14 protein-coding genes and 1 pseudogene are annotated in these 18,592 nt (G+C 64.1%); 5 read left to right on the plus strand and 10 right to left on the minus strand.

Annotated elements, in window-relative coordinates; genetic code table 11:
• Positions 1-2: 2 nt before the first annotated feature.
• Genes AYX22_RS19890 through AYX22_RS19915 form a run of 6 tightly spaced genes read right to left on the minus strand, consistent with a single transcriptional unit; the run spans position 3 to position 5,927 of the window.
• Positions 3-1,061, minus strand: a complete 1,059-nt coding sequence (locus AYX22_RS19890; protein WP_207595219.1) for an LLM class flavin-dependent oxidoreductase — start codon at positions 1,059-1,061, stop codon at positions 3-5.
• Positions 1,058-1,891, minus strand: coding sequence for a DUF1684 domain-containing protein (locus AYX22_RS19895; protein ID WP_207595220.1), 834 nt, complete (start codon positions 1,889-1,891; stop codon positions 1,058-1,060). The genes AYX22_RS19890 and AYX22_RS19895 overlap by 4 nt, the downstream gene beginning before the upstream one ends.
• Entirely contained in the window at positions 1,875-3,041 is a 1,167-nt protein-coding gene (locus tag AYX22_RS19900; RefSeq protein WP_207595221.1) for an LLM class flavin-dependent oxidoreductase, read from the minus strand. Before AYX22_RS19900 ends, AYX22_RS19895 begins: the two co-directional genes overlap by 17 nt.
• Positions 3,038-4,048 (minus strand): ABC transporter substrate-binding protein, encoded by a 1,011-nt coding sequence (locus tag AYX22_RS19905; protein ID WP_207595222.1) that lies wholly within the window; start codon positions 4,046-4,048, stop codon positions 3,038-3,040. The genes AYX22_RS19900 and AYX22_RS19905 overlap by 4 nt, the downstream gene beginning before the upstream one ends.
• 8 nt (positions 4,049-4,056) lie before the next feature.
• Positions 4,057-4,965 carry an amino acid ABC transporter ATP-binding protein gene (locus AYX22_RS19910; RefSeq protein ID WP_242703421.1) on the minus strand — a complete coding sequence of 303 codons (909 nt, stop codon included), beginning with the start codon at positions 4,963-4,965 and terminating at the stop codon, positions 4,057-4,059.
• Positions 4,962-5,927, minus strand: a complete 966-nt coding sequence (locus tag AYX22_RS19915) for an amino acid ABC transporter permease (RefSeq protein ID WP_207595223.1) — start codon at positions 5,925-5,927, stop codon at positions 4,962-4,964. The genes AYX22_RS19910 and AYX22_RS19915 overlap by 4 nt, the downstream gene beginning before the upstream one ends.
• Before the next feature lie 289 nt (positions 5,928-6,216).
• On the opposite strand from AYX22_RS19915, the gene AYX22_RS19920 reads away from it, so the two are divergent.
• From AYX22_RS19920 to AYX22_RS19935, 4 genes are all read left to right on the plus strand, one after another.
• A complete protein-coding gene (locus tag AYX22_RS19920; RefSeq protein ID WP_207595224.1) occupies positions 6,217-8,178 on the plus strand; it encodes an FAD/NAD(P)-binding protein in 1,962 nt (653 codons plus the stop codon).
• Between the two features lie 57 nt (positions 8,179-8,235).
• The gene (locus tag AYX22_RS19925) at positions 8,236-8,754 is read left to right on the plus strand and encodes a GNAT family N-acetyltransferase (protein ID WP_207595225.1); all 519 of its coding nucleotides are present in this window, start codon (positions 8,236-8,238) and stop codon (positions 8,752-8,754) included.
• A 3-nt stretch (positions 8,755-8,757) separates the two neighbouring features.
• Positions 8,758-10,479, plus strand: a complete 1,722-nt coding sequence (locus AYX22_RS19930) for a helicase HerA-like domain-containing protein (protein WP_207595226.1) — start codon at positions 8,758-8,760, stop codon at positions 10,477-10,479.
• Positions 10,480-10,594: 115 nt separating this feature from the next.
• A complete protein-coding gene (locus AYX22_RS19935) occupies positions 10,595-11,623 on the plus strand; it encodes a hypothetical protein (RefSeq protein WP_207597663.1) in 1,029 nt (342 codons plus the stop codon).
• Between the two features lie 160 nt (positions 11,624-11,783).
• On the opposite strand, the gene AYX22_RS19940 is transcribed toward AYX22_RS19935, so the two are convergent.
• The 4 genes from AYX22_RS19940 to AYX22_RS19955 all read right to left on the minus strand — a co-directional run bounded on the left by AYX22_RS19940 (position 11,784) and on the right by AYX22_RS19955 (position 17,312).
• Complete coding sequence (locus AYX22_RS19940; protein ID WP_207595227.1) at positions 11,784-13,757, minus strand: NHL domain-containing thioredoxin family protein; 1,974 nt, start codon at positions 13,755-13,757, stop codon at positions 11,784-11,786.
• Positions 13,757-15,982 (minus strand): cytochrome c oxidase assembly protein, encoded by a 2,226-nt coding sequence (locus tag AYX22_RS19945; protein ID WP_242703650.1) that lies wholly within the window; start codon positions 15,980-15,982, stop codon positions 13,757-13,759. The genes AYX22_RS19940 and AYX22_RS19945 overlap by 1 nt, the downstream gene beginning before the upstream one ends.
• A gap of 241 nt (positions 15,983-16,223) precedes the next feature.
• Entirely contained in the window at positions 16,224-16,511 is a 288-nt protein-coding gene (locus AYX22_RS19950; protein ID WP_011776355.1) for an HU family DNA-binding protein, read from the minus strand.
• 237 nt (positions 16,512-16,748) lie between these two features.
• Positions 16,749-17,312: a GNAT family protein gene (locus tag AYX22_RS19955; protein ID WP_207595229.1), complete on the minus strand. Its 564-nt coding sequence runs from the start codon at positions 17,310-17,312 to the stop codon at positions 16,749-16,751.
• Between the two features lie 202 nt (positions 17,313-17,514).
• Here AYX22_RS19955 and AYX22_RS19960 point away from each other — a divergent pair.
• Positions 17,515-18,562, plus strand: a pseudogene (locus AYX22_RS19960) (patatin-like phospholipase family protein).
• The last annotated feature ends 30 nt before the right edge of the window (positions 18,563-18,592 follow it).

An 18,592-nucleotide genomic window follows, 5' to 3' on the forward strand; every position in this document is an offset into this window, starting at 1 on the left:
CTTTACTTTCCTGCGCCGGTAGCGGTGGTTGCGAAACGGTTCTCCGCCGGCCCCAGGCCCAGCAGGTCCCGGAACGTGCCGTCCTGGATGGGCGCCCGCAGGGAACCGCGGCGACGAAGTTCCGGAAGGACTGCCCGTGAAAGTTCATCCAGCTCCACGTCCAGGACGGCAGGGTGGAGACGGACACCGTCGGATTCCTGGAGGAGCGAGTCGAGAAGATCGGTGAGAGCCGCGGCAGAGCCGATAAACCGCGCCCGTCCGGTTTCCTCAGCGGACCCGGAGCGCGAAGCCGCAGCTTCGCCGCGCGCGTCCAGGACGACGTCGAGCTCGACGACAATCGCCACGGACGCACCCAGGCGGGCCCGCACGTCGCGAACCTCCCCAGCGAGCAGCTCCGGAGTAGGGGCAGAGACGAGCACAGCATCAACGGCATCAGCAGGCACCAAACCCTCGCCCACCAGCGATGCCGCGGCCAGTACCGGCAGCTGGCCCTGCAGCGGCCTCGGAATGATGGAGGGACCCTTCACGGAATAGCCCGGACCCGGGAAATCGGAGGGTGTTTCAAAGTCCACATAGTGCAGCTTGTCCACATCGATGTAGCGGCCGGTGGCGACGTCCCGGATCACGGCGTCGTCCTCCCAGGAGTCCCACAGCCGGCGGCCTACCTCGATGGACGCTGCGGCCTCGTGTGCCAGCGCGGCGCCTTCCACCGACGAACGTCCGACGGCGGCAGCGGCCTCGGGCGACTCAGCGGCTGTGACAATCCACCCGGCACGGCCGCCGGAGACGTAGTCCAGGCTCGCGAGCTGCGTGGAGATATGGAAGGGCTCCGTGTAGACGGTGTCCACCTCAGGGACCACGGCAATGTTCCGGGTGACGGGACCGGCGAACGCGGCACGCTGCAGGGCGTTGGCGCGGCCGGGAACCCGTCCGTCCGTGAAGGTTGCCGCGTGGAAGCCGGCGGACTCGGCGGCGAGGACGGCGGTTGCAAGGTTCTCATAGCCGGCGCCATCGAGTTCAATGGCCAGGAATCCGGCCTTCTTTTCTTCGGAGGAGCTCACTTCTGGTCCTGACGTTCGTAGGGGATCTTTTCGCCGGCTTCAATGGCCACCGGAAGCCGGTTCTCGGCAGGCGGCAGCGGGCAGGTTGCGAGGTCGGTGTAGGCGCACGGCAGGTTCACGGCTCGATTGAAGTCGAGCTGCACAGAGCCATCAGCTGCGGGAACCACGGATAGCGAGCGGTTGGCCGCGTACGTGGTCTTGCCGGAGGTCTGGTCTGTGAACAGCACGGACAGTGAGCCGGGTGCGTGGCCGTTGAACGCGGTCAGTGCAAGTTCTTCACCGGCCAGCTTGAAGCGGATCTCACCCGGTGCTTCATAAACATGCTGGATACCCTCGACGGCGGCACCCACCGTGGTGGGGCGCGGAGCATCGAAGGGAACAAAGGTACCTGCCACGGCAAATGCGGCATTGGGGGTGTATGCAGGTGTTCCCTGGTACTCCTGCAACAGCTGATTCTGCGGATTTCGAGGCCGAACGATGTACTCGCCGCCACGTTTGGCCACCTCGATCACGGTGTCGCAGGAGACCAGGTTGATCCCGCCGCGTTCCTCGATGGGGCCCAGCTCCAGCGTTTTGCCCGAGCCGGTGTTCAATTCCACCCCATCCTGCTGCAGGCTTTCGCCCGGCTCCAGGACCACACGTACGACGTCGGCGTCCACACTCCACGTGCCCGGCGCACCTTCCAGCCGGGTCGCTTCGCTGCCGAGCCAGTGCAGGTGGGTCACTGCGAGGAAGCCGTGCGGGTGGGCACGGTGACGCTCATGGGCCTCGTGCCACTCCTGCCATTCCTCGTCGAAGGCTTCGAGTGCTGTTTCAGTGTGCGTAGACATGTGCGGTATCACTCCTGTTGAAGGCATGGTCTGCTGTCACGGTTGCTGCGGCGTCCGGCTCGGTGGCCCCGGCAAATTCGGGTCGGCCCGCAAAGGGATCCCCGGTTTCCCACAGCGTGCTGGGCGCGGAAGCGCGAACGGCCGGGATAACTTCGAGGGCGAAGCGTTCCAGAATCTCCAGCTGCTGGTCGAACGGCAGCGTAGTAGGCAAGGAGATTGACTGAAGATCGTGGTTGTACAGCGAGTGGTAGCTGAGGATCTTGTCGATGACCTGCTCCGGACTGCCAACCAGTGCCGGTCCCTCGGCCACGGCGTGCTCGATGTCGCGGAAGGGCGAGTTGTTGCCGGGGACGTTACGGCTGGCAGTAAGTCCTTCATAGACCGGTCCGTACTGGCGGATGGCTTCCTGCGTGGTGTCCGCGATGAACACTCCGCCGGCGCCGCTGCCGGAGCCGAGGTACTGGTGCCGCGGATCGTGCCCGTGGCGCTCGTACTCTTCGCGGTAGTGGTCGATCAGGACCTTGTAGTTCTCCCGTGGCTGGATGGCGTTGGCCGTGAACAGCGGGTCGCCCCACTTGGCGGCGAGCGCAGCGGACGTCAGGGTTGTAGCCGAGCCGTGCCAAATCCGGGGCGACCCCGCAAAGGGGCGGGGCGTCGTCGTGGTTGGTTCGGTGAGCGCGGGCCTGAAGCGACCCGACCACGTGACACTTTCCTTGCGCCAAAGCGTGCGCAGCAGCGCGTATTTCTCGGCGAGCAGGTCCCATTGGTCATCCAATGACAGGCCAAAGAGCGGATACTGCAGGACTTCGTTGCCTTTGCCGATCACGAGCTCCAGGCGGCCTCGGCTCAGTTGGTCGATGGTGGCGTAGTCCTCCGCCACCCGTACAGGGTCCAGGACGGAGAGCACGGTGAGACCGGTCTGCAGGCGGATGCGGCTGGTGACGGCGGCAATCGCGGCGAGAACCGTCGTCGGGGACGACGAGACGAACTCGCCGGCGTGACGCTCCCCCACGGAGAAGCTGTCAAAACCGAGCTCCTCGGCCCGGCGGGCCGTTTCCACCACTTGGTTCAGCCGGTCGGCGGTGGAGACGATCTCTCCGGTCACCGGGTTCTTCAGGTGCGGAATGATGTCAAGGACCTGGAACTTCATTTGGTGGTCCCGGCCGGGGTCCCAAACGTCGCTTCGGTGACGGTCTTGGACTCCGGCAGGGCTTCCTCGGAGAGGCCCCAGCGTTCCAGGACCTTGCCGTAGGAGCCGTCCTTGATGGTGGAGTTCAGTGCGTCGGTGATGGCCGGAGCCAATCCGTTGCCCTTGAGCGTTGTGGCGGCTACCAGCGTTTCGGCCGGCCATCCGGCGTTGACCTTGCCCACTACCTTGAGGTCGTCGCGGGTGTTTTCGCGGTACGTGACGGACGGGAACGGTGCCAGGTTCAAGTCCGTGCGGCCCGAAGAGAGGGCCAGAATGGTGTCGGCATCCGAAGAGTAGTACTGCAGGGTGGCCGGCGCCTTGCCCTTGTCCTCGAGTTCCTTGTTCCAGGCCAGCAGGATCTTCTCCTGGTTGGTGCCGGAGCCCACGGAGATCTTCAGCCCGGAGATGTCGTCTGAACCCTTGATGTCGTATGTGGAGCTCTTCTTCGCTTCGAAGCCCATGTACGCGGCGCGGTAGGTGGAGAAGTCGAACAGCTTCACGCGGGCTGCGTTGATGCCCACGTTGGAGAAGACGGCTTCGAAGTCACCGGACTGTGTCTTGAGCGGCCAGTTCTCCCACGACGTCACTTGAAGGTCCAGCTCCAAGCCGAGCTTGTCGGCCACCAGCTGGGCGATGTCCACCTCCACACCGATCGGCGTCTTGTCATCCGTGGCGTGGAAGGACAGCGGAATGGAACCAGCGGTGGTAGCCACGGTCAGCTTGCCGTCCTTGGCGATCGTTGCCGGGACGGCCGCTGCGGCAGCTGTGTCCTTCTCGCCGCGGATCCGGTTCTGGTCCACGGAGGTGTTGTAGACAACGCCGTTCTTGGCAGCTTCGGACTCCGGCTTGGCTGCCGACGCCCCGGGATCGGAGCACCCGGCCAGCACGGGAAGCACGACGGCGGGAAGTACTGCGAGCGCCAGGAGCTTGCTCTTATTCGTGGCAAAGGTGCGGGTCTTGCGAAGCATGGAGTGTCCTAGATGTTGAAAGCTGGTTCGATGACTTTGGAGAAGAAGCTGCGGGTACGTTCCTCGCGGGGGTTCGCGAAGATATCCTGCGGGGTGCCGGATTCGACGATCTGGCCCTGGTCCATGAAGACCACGGTGTCTGCGACGTCCCGGGCAAAGCCCATCTCGTGGGTGACCACAATCAGCGTGGTACCGGACTTGGCGAGTTCGCGGATGACGTCCAGGACTTCGTTGACGAGTTCGGGGTCCAGTGCTGAGGTGGGCTCGTCGAAAAGGAGGATCTTGGGATCAAGCGCCAGCGCCCGCGCAATGGCCACGCGTTGCTGCTGGCCTCCGGATAGCTGGCGCGGGTAGGCGTCTGCACGGTCCTTCAGGCCCACCCGATCCAGGAGCTCCAATCCTCGCTTCCGGGCTTCGGCCTTGGAACGCTTCTGGGCCACGATGGGCGCCTCGATAACGTTCTCCAGGGCAGTGAGGTGCGGGAACAGGTTGAAGCTTTGGAACACCATGCCAATGTGGGTGCGCTGCTTGAGAATGTCCTTCTCGCGCAGTTCGTGGAGTTTGTTGCCGCGGACTTCGTAGCCCACCAGTTCGCCATCGATGGTGATGTAGCCGCCGTCGACTTTTTCCAGGTGGTTGATGGTGCGCAGCAGGGTGGACTTGCCCGAGCCCGACGGCCCCACGATCACCGCGACGCCGCCCGGTGGGACGGACAAGGAAACACCCTTGAGCACCTCTGTGGCGCCGAAGGACTTCCGGACGTTGGTGATGTCCACCTGACCGCGGGTGGCGGCCTTGGCTGCGCCGGCCGGAGCTTTTCCGGCCGGGACTGTGCCGGCCGAATCGCGGGCCGGAGCTTCAGCGTCAGGCTGTGCCGCCGTCGTCGTGTTTTCCTTGCGTGAAGCAATGATGCTCATCGGGCGTCCTTGGTGGGAGAGACAGCAACGTGTGTGGTGAAAAACTTGCGGGCCTTCTGCAACGGGGTGAGCGGCAGGGTCCGCAGTGCGCCCTTGGAGAAGTGGCGTTCGATGTAGTACTGGAAGATGCTCAGCACAGAGGTGATCACCACGTACCAGAGCGTCGCCACCAGGAGCAGTGGCAGCACCTGCTGGGTCCGGTTGTAGATGACCTGGACCGTGTAGAACAGCTCCGAGTACGCCAGGACGTAAACGATCGAGGTGCCCTTGACCAGGCCGATGATCTCGTTGAACGCGTTGGGCAGGATGGCCCGCATCGCCTGGGGAAGCACGATCCTGGTGGAACGCTTCCACGCCGGGATGCCCAAGGCCGAGGCAGCTTCGAGCTGGCCTTGGTCCACGGAGAGAATGCCGCCGCGGATGATTTCGGCGGAGTAGGCCGCTTGGTTCAAGGTGAGGCCGAGGACCGCTGCGGCGAACTGGCTGATGAGCGTGGTGGTCTGGGCTTCAAAGAAGCGGACGTCCGTGAACGGGATGCCCAGGCTGATCTTCTCGTACAGGTACCCCAGGTTGTACCAAAGGAGGAGCTGGACCAGCAGCGGAGTGGAGCGGAAGATCCACGAGAACGTCCAGGACACCGAGACCAGCAACGGCGAGGCCGACAGGCGCATCAGGGCCAGGATGAAGCCGAGGACGAAGCCAAGAACACCGGAGATGGCCGTGAGTTTGAGGGTCTCGATGAGCCCGTTGACTACCGACTGGGCGGTGAACCACTCGGCCACCACGCCCCACTCCCAGCGCGGGTTGGTGACCAGCGACCACGCGATGGCGGCCACGCCGGCAGCCACCAGCACGGTGCCCACCCACCGCCACGGGTGACGGGCAGGGACCAGCTTGTACTCGGAGTAATCCGGGGTGGGCGGTGCAGTGTCCGCCGTGGCAGGCGGTGCGATTGCACTCATGCGCCACCTCATTTCAGATCGGTTGTTGTCTATCGGATGGCTGCCAATCTATGGGCGTGCGAAACCCCGCAGCAAGGCGGGAATTTGCACTTCTTCACTGGACTTCGCGCGGCTTCGCAAGGGTTCGTACAACGTCATAATCGATGTCATCAGGCGCCATATGCGTCCCTTCTTTGCGCGCCTTAACGTGACGTGACGCGTGGTGAACGGCCGTGACCACCGCCTCGACCAGCGGCCCGGTTCGTCCCTAGATTGGGCATCACAACACCACTGCTCTTCAGGAGATCCCATGCCGTCACGAGTTCCAGCCATCGCCTTCATTGGCGGCGGCCCGCGCACCGCCGGCGTCCTGGAACGACTTGCCGCCAACCGTCCTGCGCTGTTCCTCGGTCCCCTGCACATCCACGTCATCGAACCCCATGAACCCGGTTCCGGGAGGATCTGGCGCTATGACCAGGATCCCGGGCTGCTGCTGAACTCCACGGCTGCGGACGTCACCATGTTCACGGACGCCTCCGTAGCCTGCGACGGCCCGTCGGTGGAGGGGCCGGGATTGTCCACGTGGGCGTCGGGCGTGCTGGACGGCAGCATCCGGGATGTTCCTTCGCTGGAGCCGCACCTGCTCGAACAGCTTCGCTCGCTGACTCCGGGGTCGTTTCCCACCCGTCAACTTCAGAGCAAGTACCTTGAATGGTTCTTCGGCCGGGCTGTCAGCGCTTTGGGCTCCGACGCGACGGTCACCGTGCATCGGGACACGGCCACCGCCGTCGAGCGTTCGGTTGCGGACGGCGCCTCCGCTGGGTCTCACAGCGGGCTCGACGACGGTCCTCACCGCGTGCGGCTGGCTTCCGGTGCGGAGGTGCTTGCCGACGTCGTGGTGTATGCGCTGGGGCACACAGATTCCGTTCCCGACCCCGAGTCCGCCCGCCTCAGCGAATTCGCTGCCCGGCACGGCGGGTTCCATGCGCCGCCGTCGTACACCACGGACGTGGACTACTCCGCGATTGAACCCGGCCAGGACGTGATCGTTTCCGGGATGGGCCTGGCGTTCGTGGACCTGCTCGTGCTGCTGTTCGAGGGACGTGGTGGCCGCTTCGAAGAAACGCCCGATGGCCACCTGGACTACGTAGCCTCCGGCGCCGAACCGCGGGTCTGGGCAGGGTCCCGGCGCGGTGTACCTTTCCACTCCAAGATCTCCTCCACGTTGCGCGGCGAGCCAATCGCCCGCCCGCGATACTTCACCGCAGAGGCCATTGATGCGCTCCTCGCCCAGCATCAGGAACTCGATTTCCGCAAGCACCTGTGGCCGCTGATCGCCAAGGACGCCGGGTACGCCTACTACCGCGAGCTCTTCACCGGCTACCCGGAGCGGGTATTGGGGACGTGGACCAGTTTTGAGTCACGTTTCGAGGCCCTCGATTGGTACAGCGCTGCCCGCGAAGAACTGGTCAACTTCTCCGTGCCGGATCCGGCGCTACGCCTGGACCTCGAGAAGCTGGACCATCCCCTGAGCGGCTGCGCGTTCGCCGACCATGACTCAGTGCAACGCTCGGTGGCCGCGTATATCCAGCGCGACCTTGATCTCCGCACCAGCCCCGACCATTCCGAGACCCTGGCCCTTTTCACCGCCTTGCTGTTTGTCTACATGGACCTCGGCCGCCTGGTCCCGCAGGAAAGGCTCAATGCCCGCTCCCAGCAGGCCATTCACGGGTGGTGGCACGGCTTCTTCAGCTTCGTCGACTCCGGGCCGCCCTCCCACCGCCTCCGCGAGATGCTGGCACTTCACCGGGCCGGGTTCCTGAAGTTCCTGGGTCCGGGCATGTGGGTCCGTGCCGACGATTCCATGGGCAGGTTCGTTGCCGGCTCGTTCCAATCGCCCGTTGTGGTGGACGCCGCCGCGTACATTGAGGCGCGGCTGCCTGCCGCTTCGGTGGAACGTTCCGCCAACCCCGCGTTGTTTGACCTGCACGACGCCGGATGGGGCACCGAACAGCGGCTCCTCACCTCCGACGGTGCCCACTCCACAGGAAAGCTGCTGGTCTCCGGGAATCACGAGGTCCTGTCCCCTGTTGGTACTCCTCAGAGGGGTTTGTTCGCGGTGGGCCCGTGGACGTCCGGGTGGGGTGCCGGGGCTTTTGCACGGCCCAACACCAACGCAGCACCCTTCCGGGAGAACGACGCCCTCGCGCGGAGGATACTGTCCACTGTTGCTGCCGCCCGCCCAACTGAGTCGCAGTTAACGCCGTTATGAGCCCTCAAAACGGCATTAACTGCTACCTACTTGGATTCCACCTACGAAAGGCCTGACATGACAACAACGCCAACCCTGCCGACGTCGGGCCTGACCGTCCTCAGCCTGCCCATGCGCGATCCCCGCGTTCGCCCCCTCCTGGACGAGCTCGCCGTCGAATACAACACCCGCTATGGCGACCTGTTCAGCAGCGAAGGGGCCGCGGAGGAACTGAACCGGTACCCTGCCGAAGAGTTCGCTGCCCCGCACGGCGCGTTGATCATCATCCAGGAGAATGGCGAGTCAGTGGCCGGCGGCGCGTTCCGGCGCTATGACGACCACACTGCCGAACTCAAGCGGATCTGGACGCACTCGGCCCACCGACGTCGCGGCTTGGCACGCCTGGTCCTGACGGAACTGGAAAATGAGGCGCGACGACGCGGCTACCGGAAGCTCTACCTCACCACCGGCCCGCGCCAGCCGGAGGCGAAAAACCTCTACCTTGCCACGGGCTACAAGGCGCTGTTCGACCTCGCCGCAGACCCCGAGGACATCAAGCATTTGGCGTTCAGCAAGGATCTTGCCGTGCACAGCTAAGCTATGCGCATGGCCAAGAAACCCACTGCAACAACTGCCGAGAAACTCGCCACCATCCAGCAGGGGTACACCCTGGAAGGTGCCACCATCGAGCTGGGCGCCGCGATCGTGGACGGTGAAATCCACAAAGAGGCCCAGGTCCGGCTCCCGCTCGCCATGATGAACCGGCACGGACTGGTGGCCGGCGCCACGGGCACCGGCAAGACGGTCACGCTGCACATGATGGCCGAACAGCTGTGTACGGCGGGTGTCCCGGTTTTCCTCGCGGACATCAAGGGTGATCTTTCAGGACTTGCCACGCCCGCCACCGGCAGTGAGAAGCTGACCGCACGCACCTCGGCGCTGGGGCAGGAGTGGTCTGCGAAGAATTTTCCCGTTGAGTTCCTCTCGCTCGGTGGGGATGGCCACGGTATTCCCGTCCGTGCCACCATCACCTCGTTCGGGCCTATCCTGCTCTCGCGCATCATGGATTTGAACGACACGCAGGAATCCAGCCTCCAACTGATTTTCCACTTCGCGGACAAGAACAACCTGGAGCTGATCGACCTCAAGGACCTCCGTGCGGTCATCCAGTTCCTGACCTCGGACGAGGGCAAGACCGAACTGGCAAACCTTGGCGGGCTTTCCAAAGCCACAGCCGGCGTGATCCTCCGCGAACTGGTCACCCTTGAGGCCCAGGGGATGGAGAAGTTCTTCGGCGAGCCCGAGTTCGATACCGCCGAACTGCTTCGCACAGCGCCGGATGGCCGGGGCGTGATCAGCTGCCTTGAATTGCCAACGCTGCAGACCAAGCCCCTGTTGTTCTCCACGTTCCTCATGTGGCTCCTGGCCGATCTTTTCGAGGACCTCCCCGAGGCCGGCGACCTGGACAAGCCCAAGCTCGTCTTCTTCCTGGACGAAGCCCATCTGCTGTTCAACGGCGCCTCCAAGGCCTTCCTCGACGCCATCACCACCACCGTCCGGCTCATCCGCTCCAAAGGGGTGGGCATCTTCTTCGTCACGCAGACACCCAAGGATGTTCCTGCTGACGTCCTGGGCCAGCTCGCCAACCGCATCCAGCACGCCTTGCGCGCCTTCACCCCCGAGGATGCCAAAGCGTTGAAGGCCACCGTCTCCACGTTCCCCGTCAGTGACTACGACCTCGAAGAAACGCTCACGTCCGCGGGCATCGGCGAGGCCGTCATCACCGTCATGAATGAGAAGGGTGCGCCCACACCGGTTGCGTTGACCCGGCTCCGCGCCCCGGAGTCCGTCATGGGTCCCAGCGCGGACGACCTCATCAAGAGCACCGTGGCAGGGTCCTCCTTGTTGGTGAAGTACGGCACCGCCGTGGACAACCTCTCCGCGTACGAGAAGTTGAGTGGCCAGGCCGCCGTATCCACCGGCGATGCTGCTCCGGGACTGCCACCGGTGCCTTCCGCATCATCGGGGGGTTCCGGGGTTTCCCAGTCCGACATCGACGCCGAAGCGCGCCGGATCGAGGAAGAGATCCTCGGCCGCCCCAGCTCGCGGTCCTCATCACCTGAGCCCTACCCGGTTCCCGCGCCTGCTCCAGTTCCGCAGCAGGCTCCGGCCCAGCAGGATGGCATGTTCGGAGACATCGCCGGCGCCCTCGGTGGTGCGCTGGGCGGCGGGCTGAAAAGCATGGTCCGGTCCATGGGCACGCAGCTGGGCCGTGACCTCATGCGCGGCGTCTTCGGCACCTCCTCACGGCGCCGCCGCTAGTCCCGCCTGACGGGCACCAGTACGACGCCGGGTGGCAACAACGCTTGTTGCCGCCCGCCGTCGAGCCTTCTCCAATCGGTGGACATACGTCATATCGGCGCCTTCCTGCACAGTGATCGCTGCCGCGGCAGGTAACGTAAAGGGCGTGCAGTTGAGTCAAGCGTTCGTCAAGACCGCAGCCGGATGGCTGCTCGGTCTGATGCTTGCTGCCGCCGGGGCCATCGTCTGCATCAATTTGGTGAGCTCGTCGGTGGCCAGCCCACAACAGCCCGTCAAGGAGTACCTGGCGGCGCTGCAGAAGGGCGAAGGCGAAGAAGCGCTGGGCCTCCTGCGGGCCAAAGTGCCCAGCTCGAACGCCGCCATGCTGGATGGCACCGCCCTGCAAACAGCCGCTTCCAAGATGTCCGACGTCACAGTGGGGAACCCTGAATCGCGGGGCAGCAACCGCGTGGCAGTCCCCGTCGACTACACCCTGGACGGCAGCAAACTCCACACCGAGTTCCTGATGGAACGGACCGGGACGCAGTGGCTGTTCTTCGCCAAGTGGGCGTTCGTGCCCACCACGCTGCCCACCATTGAGGTCACGGTGGTCAATGCCAGCGAAGCCACCCTCAACGGTGTGCCCGTCAATATGCCCAATGGCCGCAACACCTTCGCTGTCTTCTTCCCCGGTAAGTACGAGGCCAGCCTCAACGGGACCTTCTTCGAGGCGCCGCCCACCTCGGCCCTCGTCTCAACCCGCGACGGCGGCCAGGCTCCCCTGAACCTGCAGACGCGTTCCACCAAGTCCATGAACGAGGCAGTCGCCGGGAAGGTCCGCGAATTCCTGGACAGCTGCGCGGCGCAGGCCACCGAACAGCAACGGCTCCAGCCCGATTGCCCCTTCTACCACGCCAGCAACGCCCGTGTGGTGGACGGAACCATCAAGTGGGCCATCACGGAATACCCCAAGATCACTATCGAACCTTTCGGCGGCAAATGGGTGGTGGCTCCCCTGAACGGCAAGGCCACCCTGACCGCCCGGGAAATCAACCTGTTCACCGGGTACGTCAACGACCTCAGCGTTGAGCACGATTTCAGCTTCACCACCCAACTGGATGTCAACGCCGACACTGTGACAGTCACCCCGATGCTGACCTTCTAAGCTTCCCCGGCCCGCCGCACAGGCCTGCCATTGGCACGTCGGCCGCACTCACCTGCTGCACCGGCCCGCCGCACTCGCTCGCCTTCGACCAGTTCCAGGGCATGAAAAAGGCCCGGGCCAACCTATCGAAAAGTGGGCCCGGGCCATTTCAGTCAGTGGGTTAGTCCATGCCGCGCAGGTCCAGCACCAACTCGGACTCACCGTCGGCCTGCAGGACTACCGGAATGCCCCAATCCTGCTGGTAGAGGTGGCAGGCGGCGTGGTCCGGGATTTCGCCGTCCTCAGTTTCAGGCCCATCACAAGCAGCCGCACGGGCGGTGATGTGAAGGATGCCTTCGGGAACGTCGGCGGAGAGTTCCAGGGTGCGCAGCAAGCCCACCGATGTTCCGCCTCCGGAGACCAGGAGTTCCGGCGGCGTGGAAGAGATCTTCATCTGCGTGGGATCGCCCCATCGGTCGTCCAGCTTCTGGCCTGTCGGCGCAGTGAAACGGACGGCCAGTTCCAACGGGCCGGGGGTCACCGGGCTCTTGGGACGGTGCGTCTGGGAAGCGCCTTCGTCCACTTGCTGGGCTTCCTTGGGGATCGGAACCAGGACCAGTTGGTGCTTGTTGGACTCCACCACGACAAGCAGCGGCTCACTGCCTTCCACCTGGACCACCACGACATCACTAGGCTCAGCGAGGCCCCTCGCCAACGTGGACACCGACTTGGTAGCGGGGTCGTAGCGGCGGACGGCGCCGTTGTAAGTATCTGCGATGGCTACAGAACCGTCCGGCAAGACGGTGACACCCAAGGGGTGCTGCAACCGGGCCTCAGCGGCCTCGCCGTCGCGGAAGCCGAAATCGAACAACCCTTTGCCCACCGCGGTTTCCACGGTGACGCCCGAGTCGCTCAGCACCAACCGGCGAAGGGACGACGTTTCCGAGTCCGCAACCCAGATGTTGCCCTCGGCGTCGATCGCCAGGCCGGAGGACTGGGCGAACCAGGCCTCTTCAGCCTTGCCGTCCAGCAGGCCCTCCAGACCGGAGCCGGCCAGGATGGAAACCTCGTTGCCCAGGGGGTCGAAGGCGAAGATCTGGTGTGTGCCGGCCATGGCGATAACAACGCGCTGCAGCTTATCGCTCCACACCACGTCCCACGGTGAGGACAGGGAAACCTCGGTGCCCAGACCCAGCGCCCCCACATCAATGGCGTCGGCCGCGAAGTCAGCCGGGCCGGCGTCGTGATGTTCAGACCAAGTACCGGCGCCCGTGTCCGTCACTCGGGCAGGTCCGGCGTCGAGCAACCGCTGCACACCGTTTCCGGCGACGGTCTGCACGTAACCGGAGCTGAGTGTCACTCCACGGAGGCGGTGGTTGACGGTATCGGCCACCACGGCGTCGTAGCCCAGTTTCCATGCAAGCTCCGACGGGAGCAACGCGACGCCCTGGGGCTCATTGAACTGTGCGATCTCCGCTTGGCCGTCCAGATACCCCTTGGTGCCGGAGCCGATTACGCGCTCTACGGTTTCCAGGTCCGGTCGAAGCTCCACCAGACGGTGGTGGCCGGAGTCGACTACGAGGTAGTTGCCGTTCGGCAGCTGCGTGGCTTTGCCCGGGAAACGCAAAGTGCCCGACGTCGGCACGGGAGCCACGTAGGGGCCGTTGCCGCGATGGAGGGTTCCCTTGGCTTCATGCTCGGCGACGAGTTCTTCCAGCAGGACAGCCAGGCCGTCGGCGTGGCCTTCGCCGGAAAGGTGGGCCACGATGTACCCCTCGGGATCGACGACCACCAGCGTGGGCCAGGCACGGGCCGTGTAGGCCTTCCACGTGGCGAGTTCCGGGTCGTCCAGGACCGGGTGGTGGATCTCGTAGCGCTCAACGGCCGATGCCAGCGCTACGGGATCCGCTTCGTGCTCGAACTTGGGCGAATGTACGCCCACCGTCACCAGGACGTCGGAGTACTTCTCCTCGAGGGGGCGCAGTTCGTCAAGAACGTGCAGGCAGTTGATGCAGCAGAAGGTCCAGAAGTCCAGCAGCACGATCTTGCCGCGCAAGGACTCCAAGTCCAAGGATTTGCCGCCCGTGTTGAGCCAGCCGCGGCCCTCCAGTTCGGAGGCCCGGACCCGGAGTTGGGTGCGTACGGTTTCGCTCATCAGCGTCCTTCCAGCTTGGTGTTCGGTTCAGTCTGCACTGCAGAGTCTGGGCGTTCGACATTGTTGCGTTCGGCGTCGCCGCGTTCGGCATTGCTGCTCTCGGCGTCGCCGCGTTCGGCATTGCTGCTCTCGGCGTCGCCACGTTCGGCCTGGGCGGTCCGGGATGGTTCGACCGTCCTGGAAGGCTGGGCAGTGCGGCCTGCCATTTTGGCATCGCGGTCAGCGAGCCGGGCAAACATATCGTTGTAAGCGCTCAGGTCGGCGTCGTTATTCCTGTCCGCGGCACGATCAACGCGACGGGTCTCCCGTTCATCCGAGCGTGACCACATCACGGCCACTCCGATCGCCACCAGCAATGTGGGTACTTCGCCGATTCCCCACGCAACTGCGCCACCCAGTTGCTGGTCTCCAATGGCCGACGGACCCCAGGCGCGGCCCAGGTTTCCAAAGTAGTCGGCTGCCAGCAGCCCGGTGCCACCCATGATGGCCACGCCGAAGAACGCGTGGAAGCCCATGGTGGCCAGCAGGAGAAGCAGGCGCATCGGGTAGGGCGCGCGGCGGGGCAGAGGATCGCTGCCGATCATGCTCAGCACAAAGATGTAGCCGGTCAGAAGGAAGTGCACGTTCATGAGCTCGTGGCCCACGTGCTCTCGCATCGCGAGGCCGAAAAGGTCCGAGTAGTAGAACAGGACGATGGAACCTGCGAAGTTGGCTGCGGCGAACAACGGGTGTGTCACGATCTGCGAGAACTTGGAATGCACAAACAGCAGCAGCCATTCGCGAAGTCCCCGTGAGCCGTGGGCTCCCTCTCCCCTGGAAGGCAGTGCCCGCAGGGCAAGCGTGACGGGTGCGCCCAAAACGAGGAAGATCGGAGCAACCATGGTCAGGGCCATGTGGTCCACCATGTGCGCAGAGAACAGCACGCGGCCATAAACGGCAGGCGGACCGGAGGTGATGTACGTCAGCACCACGAGGCCGATCAGCCAGTTCACCGATCGGAACCAGGACCATTTGTCTCCGCGCCTGCGGACCTTGATGATGCCCATGATGTAGGTGACCGCACCAAACAGCGCCACTCCCACCCACAGCCAGTCGAATCGCCATTCCGTCAACCAGCGTTCCGGAGTGAGCTCCGGTGGGAGCTCGTAGCCGGAGAGGATGAACGACGGCGATGCATCAGGCGCATAGGTGGTGGGCTGCGGCGGAGCCGATCGGCCCAGCGCAACGGCGAGTCCCGACGTGGCGCCCATGACCAGCAGCTCAACCAGAACCAGTTGCCATAGCACGCGGCGGGCAGACATGGAACCGTTCTTGCCGAGCTGGGGAATGACCCACTGGCGGTGCATGAACCCGATGCCACCCAGCACGAGCGTGGCCAAGGACTTCGCGACAATGAGTTGGCCGTACGGGGAGCCGAACAGGTCCGCGGGGTTTGTCACGCGGATGGCAGCATTGATGACGCCGGAGGCGAACACCAGCACAAAGGCGAAGCCGGCCAGTGCCGAGAACCGCCGGAGGGTTTGTTCGGTGATGTCCGGCGTTCCCTTGCTCCGGGAACCCGTGAGGATCGTGGAAAGGACAGCGAGCATGATGATTCCGCCCACCCACGTAGAGACCCCTACGAGGTGGAGTCCCAGTGAGTTGATGGCGCCTTCGTGGTCACTGGAACTCGACGAGTGTCCGATCAATGCGGTGGGAATGAGCCCGATCAGGGCCAGCAGCAGAGTGAACGCCAGCCCGGTCAAGGAGCGCACCCCGAACAGCGCGGTAGTGACCACTGCGGCGATGATGGTGACGGCGAGCCAAGCCTTGCCCGTCTCGATGTCCGTCATGAAGTACACCAGCGAACGGGTGAACTCGGCGTCGCCGGAGAGCCCTTGGCCCGCTACGTCTGCGTAGGTCAGGACGAGGACTGCCACTGCGGACAATGTCCATGCTGCTCCCGCGGCTGCAGCGACGGCGAGGGCCCGGGCAAAAGCGGGGTGTTCGGGTGCTTCAACATTCTTGTCGCGGGACCGCGAGCCACCGAGGTTCTTGGGCAAGATGCCGACTGCAAAAATCAAACCGCCCACCACAGTTGCCACGGAGACGTTGTGGATGGCCTTTGCGACCGGAAGGCCCCACCGGACCAACTCGCCGGGGTCCGAGACCTGCCGTGCTGCGGAAGCACCTGAGAAGATGAGTGCCGCGGCGAGCGTCAGGAACAGCGCCGCCAGACCGGCCAATTGCCACGGTACGGAAATCCCCGCGACTGTAGTGCCTCCCCGCGCTCCCGGCGTGGGAACAGGCGAAGGGGCAGTTGCGGAATTTCTTGCTGATGGCACTCATCCATTGTCCGCTACCTGTCGCAAGGCTGCGAATCGGGAGGGTGCTATGTGCATCACGGGTGCTATGTGGATAGGTAAAAAGCAGAAGGGACGGCAACCGTCAGGTTGCCGTCCCTTCCAGGCGTTCGCCGAAGAGTAATTACTTCTTCTTTGCGACAGCAGCCTTCAGCTTGGAGCCAGCGGTCAGCTTGACGCTGTGGCCGGCTGCGATCTGGATGGTCTCGCCGGTCTGCGGGTTGCGGCCGGTGCGGGCTGCACGGTCGGTGCGCTCAACTGCGAGCCAGCCCGGGATGGTGATCTTCTCGCCGGCGGCGACAGAAGTCTCGAAAACTTCGAACAGTGCATCGAGCACGGAGTTGACTGCTGCCTGGCTGGTGCCAGCCTTGCCTGCTACCTCTGCAACGAGTTCACTACGGTTCTTAGCCATTTACGTCCTCCTGGACTCATACGTTTTTGAGCTTTCAAGCGGAATGCGAGCAAGCCACTGTTCGAAAACTTACCAGCTTGGGCTGGCATGGCCAGCAAATTCCGCGTGTTTCCGCGCCTTTTTGACCAAAATCACCGGATTTTCGGGGTTTTTAGGGGTGCTTTACGCCCTTGGCGTACCCTACGGCATTGGCCCGTGCCCCCCCATGCTGCCCATCAGACCTCCCGCTGTGCCCCATCAGAACAGGACGCGCTGGAACAAAAGGTGGTCCTGCCATTCCCCCGCGATGTGCAGGTAGGCGGGCGCAACGCCGATCCGTTCGAAGCCGCATCGGTTGAGGACAGCTTGGGACGCTGTGTTGTGGAGCAGTGTCGCGGCCTGGACCCGATGGAGGCCGAGCTCCTCTGTTGCCATATTCACGACGGCGGCAACCGCGCACGACGCCAAACCCCTGCCGGTGCATTCCGCATCAATCCAATAGCCCAGATTGGCGTTCTGGAATGGACCGCGGACAATGCCGGTCAGTGTGATCATTCCTTGAATGCCCCGGCTGCCGGTGACGACCCATGGCACTTCGCTGCCAGCGGCATAGAGGCCGAGCTTGGCCTGTATCGAAGCCTCCTGGCCTCCCACGGTGAAGAAGTCATCTCCACGGATGGGCTCCCATTGCTCCAAATGCCTTCGATTACGCAGATAAGCAGCAGCCAGGTCTTTCGCGTCTGAAAGCTCAACAGGGCGCAGGTTCACCCGTTCGCCGCCCGCTCTGCCCGCGCCTGGGGAGACGTATCGTGTGAGATTCATCCCCAGACTCTACCGGCGCCTGCCCAACAATTGCGCAGGTGCCTACAGAGTGATAACTTTTCGCGTGATCGTGAACTTTCGACAGGAGGTGAGACCCATGAACGCAGTATCCATAGTGGGCGCTCCCTGCAGTCCACGATCCCGCGACTGAGCTGGTCGCGAGTGGGAGCGTCCGTCACGCACTTCGCGAAAGGCGACTCCCATGGACACATCAACTACTTCATCACTTAACGCCGGCCCGACGACGGCGCCCGGGTTACCGGCGCCCGCCCAGTCCCAGCCACATGTCGACGCCGATTCGGCCGTCACGGGACCGGCAACGCCCCGACGGGCCTTGGTCCTCGGTGGCGGCGGCTCAACCGGCAACGCGTGGCTGATCGGAATTATCGCCGGCCTGTTCGACGCCGGGCTGGACGTCACCACCGCAGACCTGACCATTGGCACCTCAGCAGGGTCCACCGCCGCAGCCCAACTCGCCGGCGCCACCCCAACCGAGCTGTTTGATGCCATCGTTGCCGCATCCCCGCCGGAACCGGCGAACAATGTACGGGGCTGGCCGGGTTGGGTCTGGCGTGGCCGGGTTTGGCGTGGTTGGGTCTGGCGCCAGGCCAGTAGTGGACCAGATGGAACGGACCGGCAACATCATGAGTGCTTCCACGGACATGGCCGATATGCGCCGGCGATTGGGGGCAGCAGCCATTGACATGGCCGAAGCCCTGGAAGGCTGCAGCGCACGATGGCGTGACACAATGGCAACCCGCTTGCCCCAAGCGCAGTGGCCGGAACGGACAATCCTCCTGACCGCGGTGGATGCCCGGACGGGTGATCCGGTGGTATTCCACCGCCACAGCGGAGTGGATCTGGTAGACGCAGTTGCCGCCAGCTGCGCCAGCGGCTTCGCCTACAGCATCGGCAGCAACCAGTACATCGACGGCGGATACCGCGCCAACGCCGAGAACGCAGACCTGGCAACTGGGTACTCACGGGTGCTGGTGTTGGCCCCTTTCGGCGGCCGTACGCGGACTCCGTTGGAGTGGGGCATGCACCTCGCTGGGCAGGTGGACGTGCTGCATGCCAACGGCAGCCAGGTTGAAACAATCTTTCCTCACAACGAAACCGAGTACATGTTCGGCGTCAGGGCGATGGATCTGTCCTTGCGTCCGTCAGCGGCCCGAGCAGGATTTCAGCAAGGCAAATCACTGGCGCCCCATGTGGCCGATTTCTGGAGCTCACCGGATCTTCCCGGTTGATGGATGCTTTGCCGGCTCTTCGCGGTTGAT

This window comes from Arthrobacter sp. D5-1 (assembly GCF_017357425.1).
Taxonomy (GTDB): Bacteria; Actinomycetota; Actinomycetes; order Actinomycetales; family Micrococcaceae; genus Arthrobacter.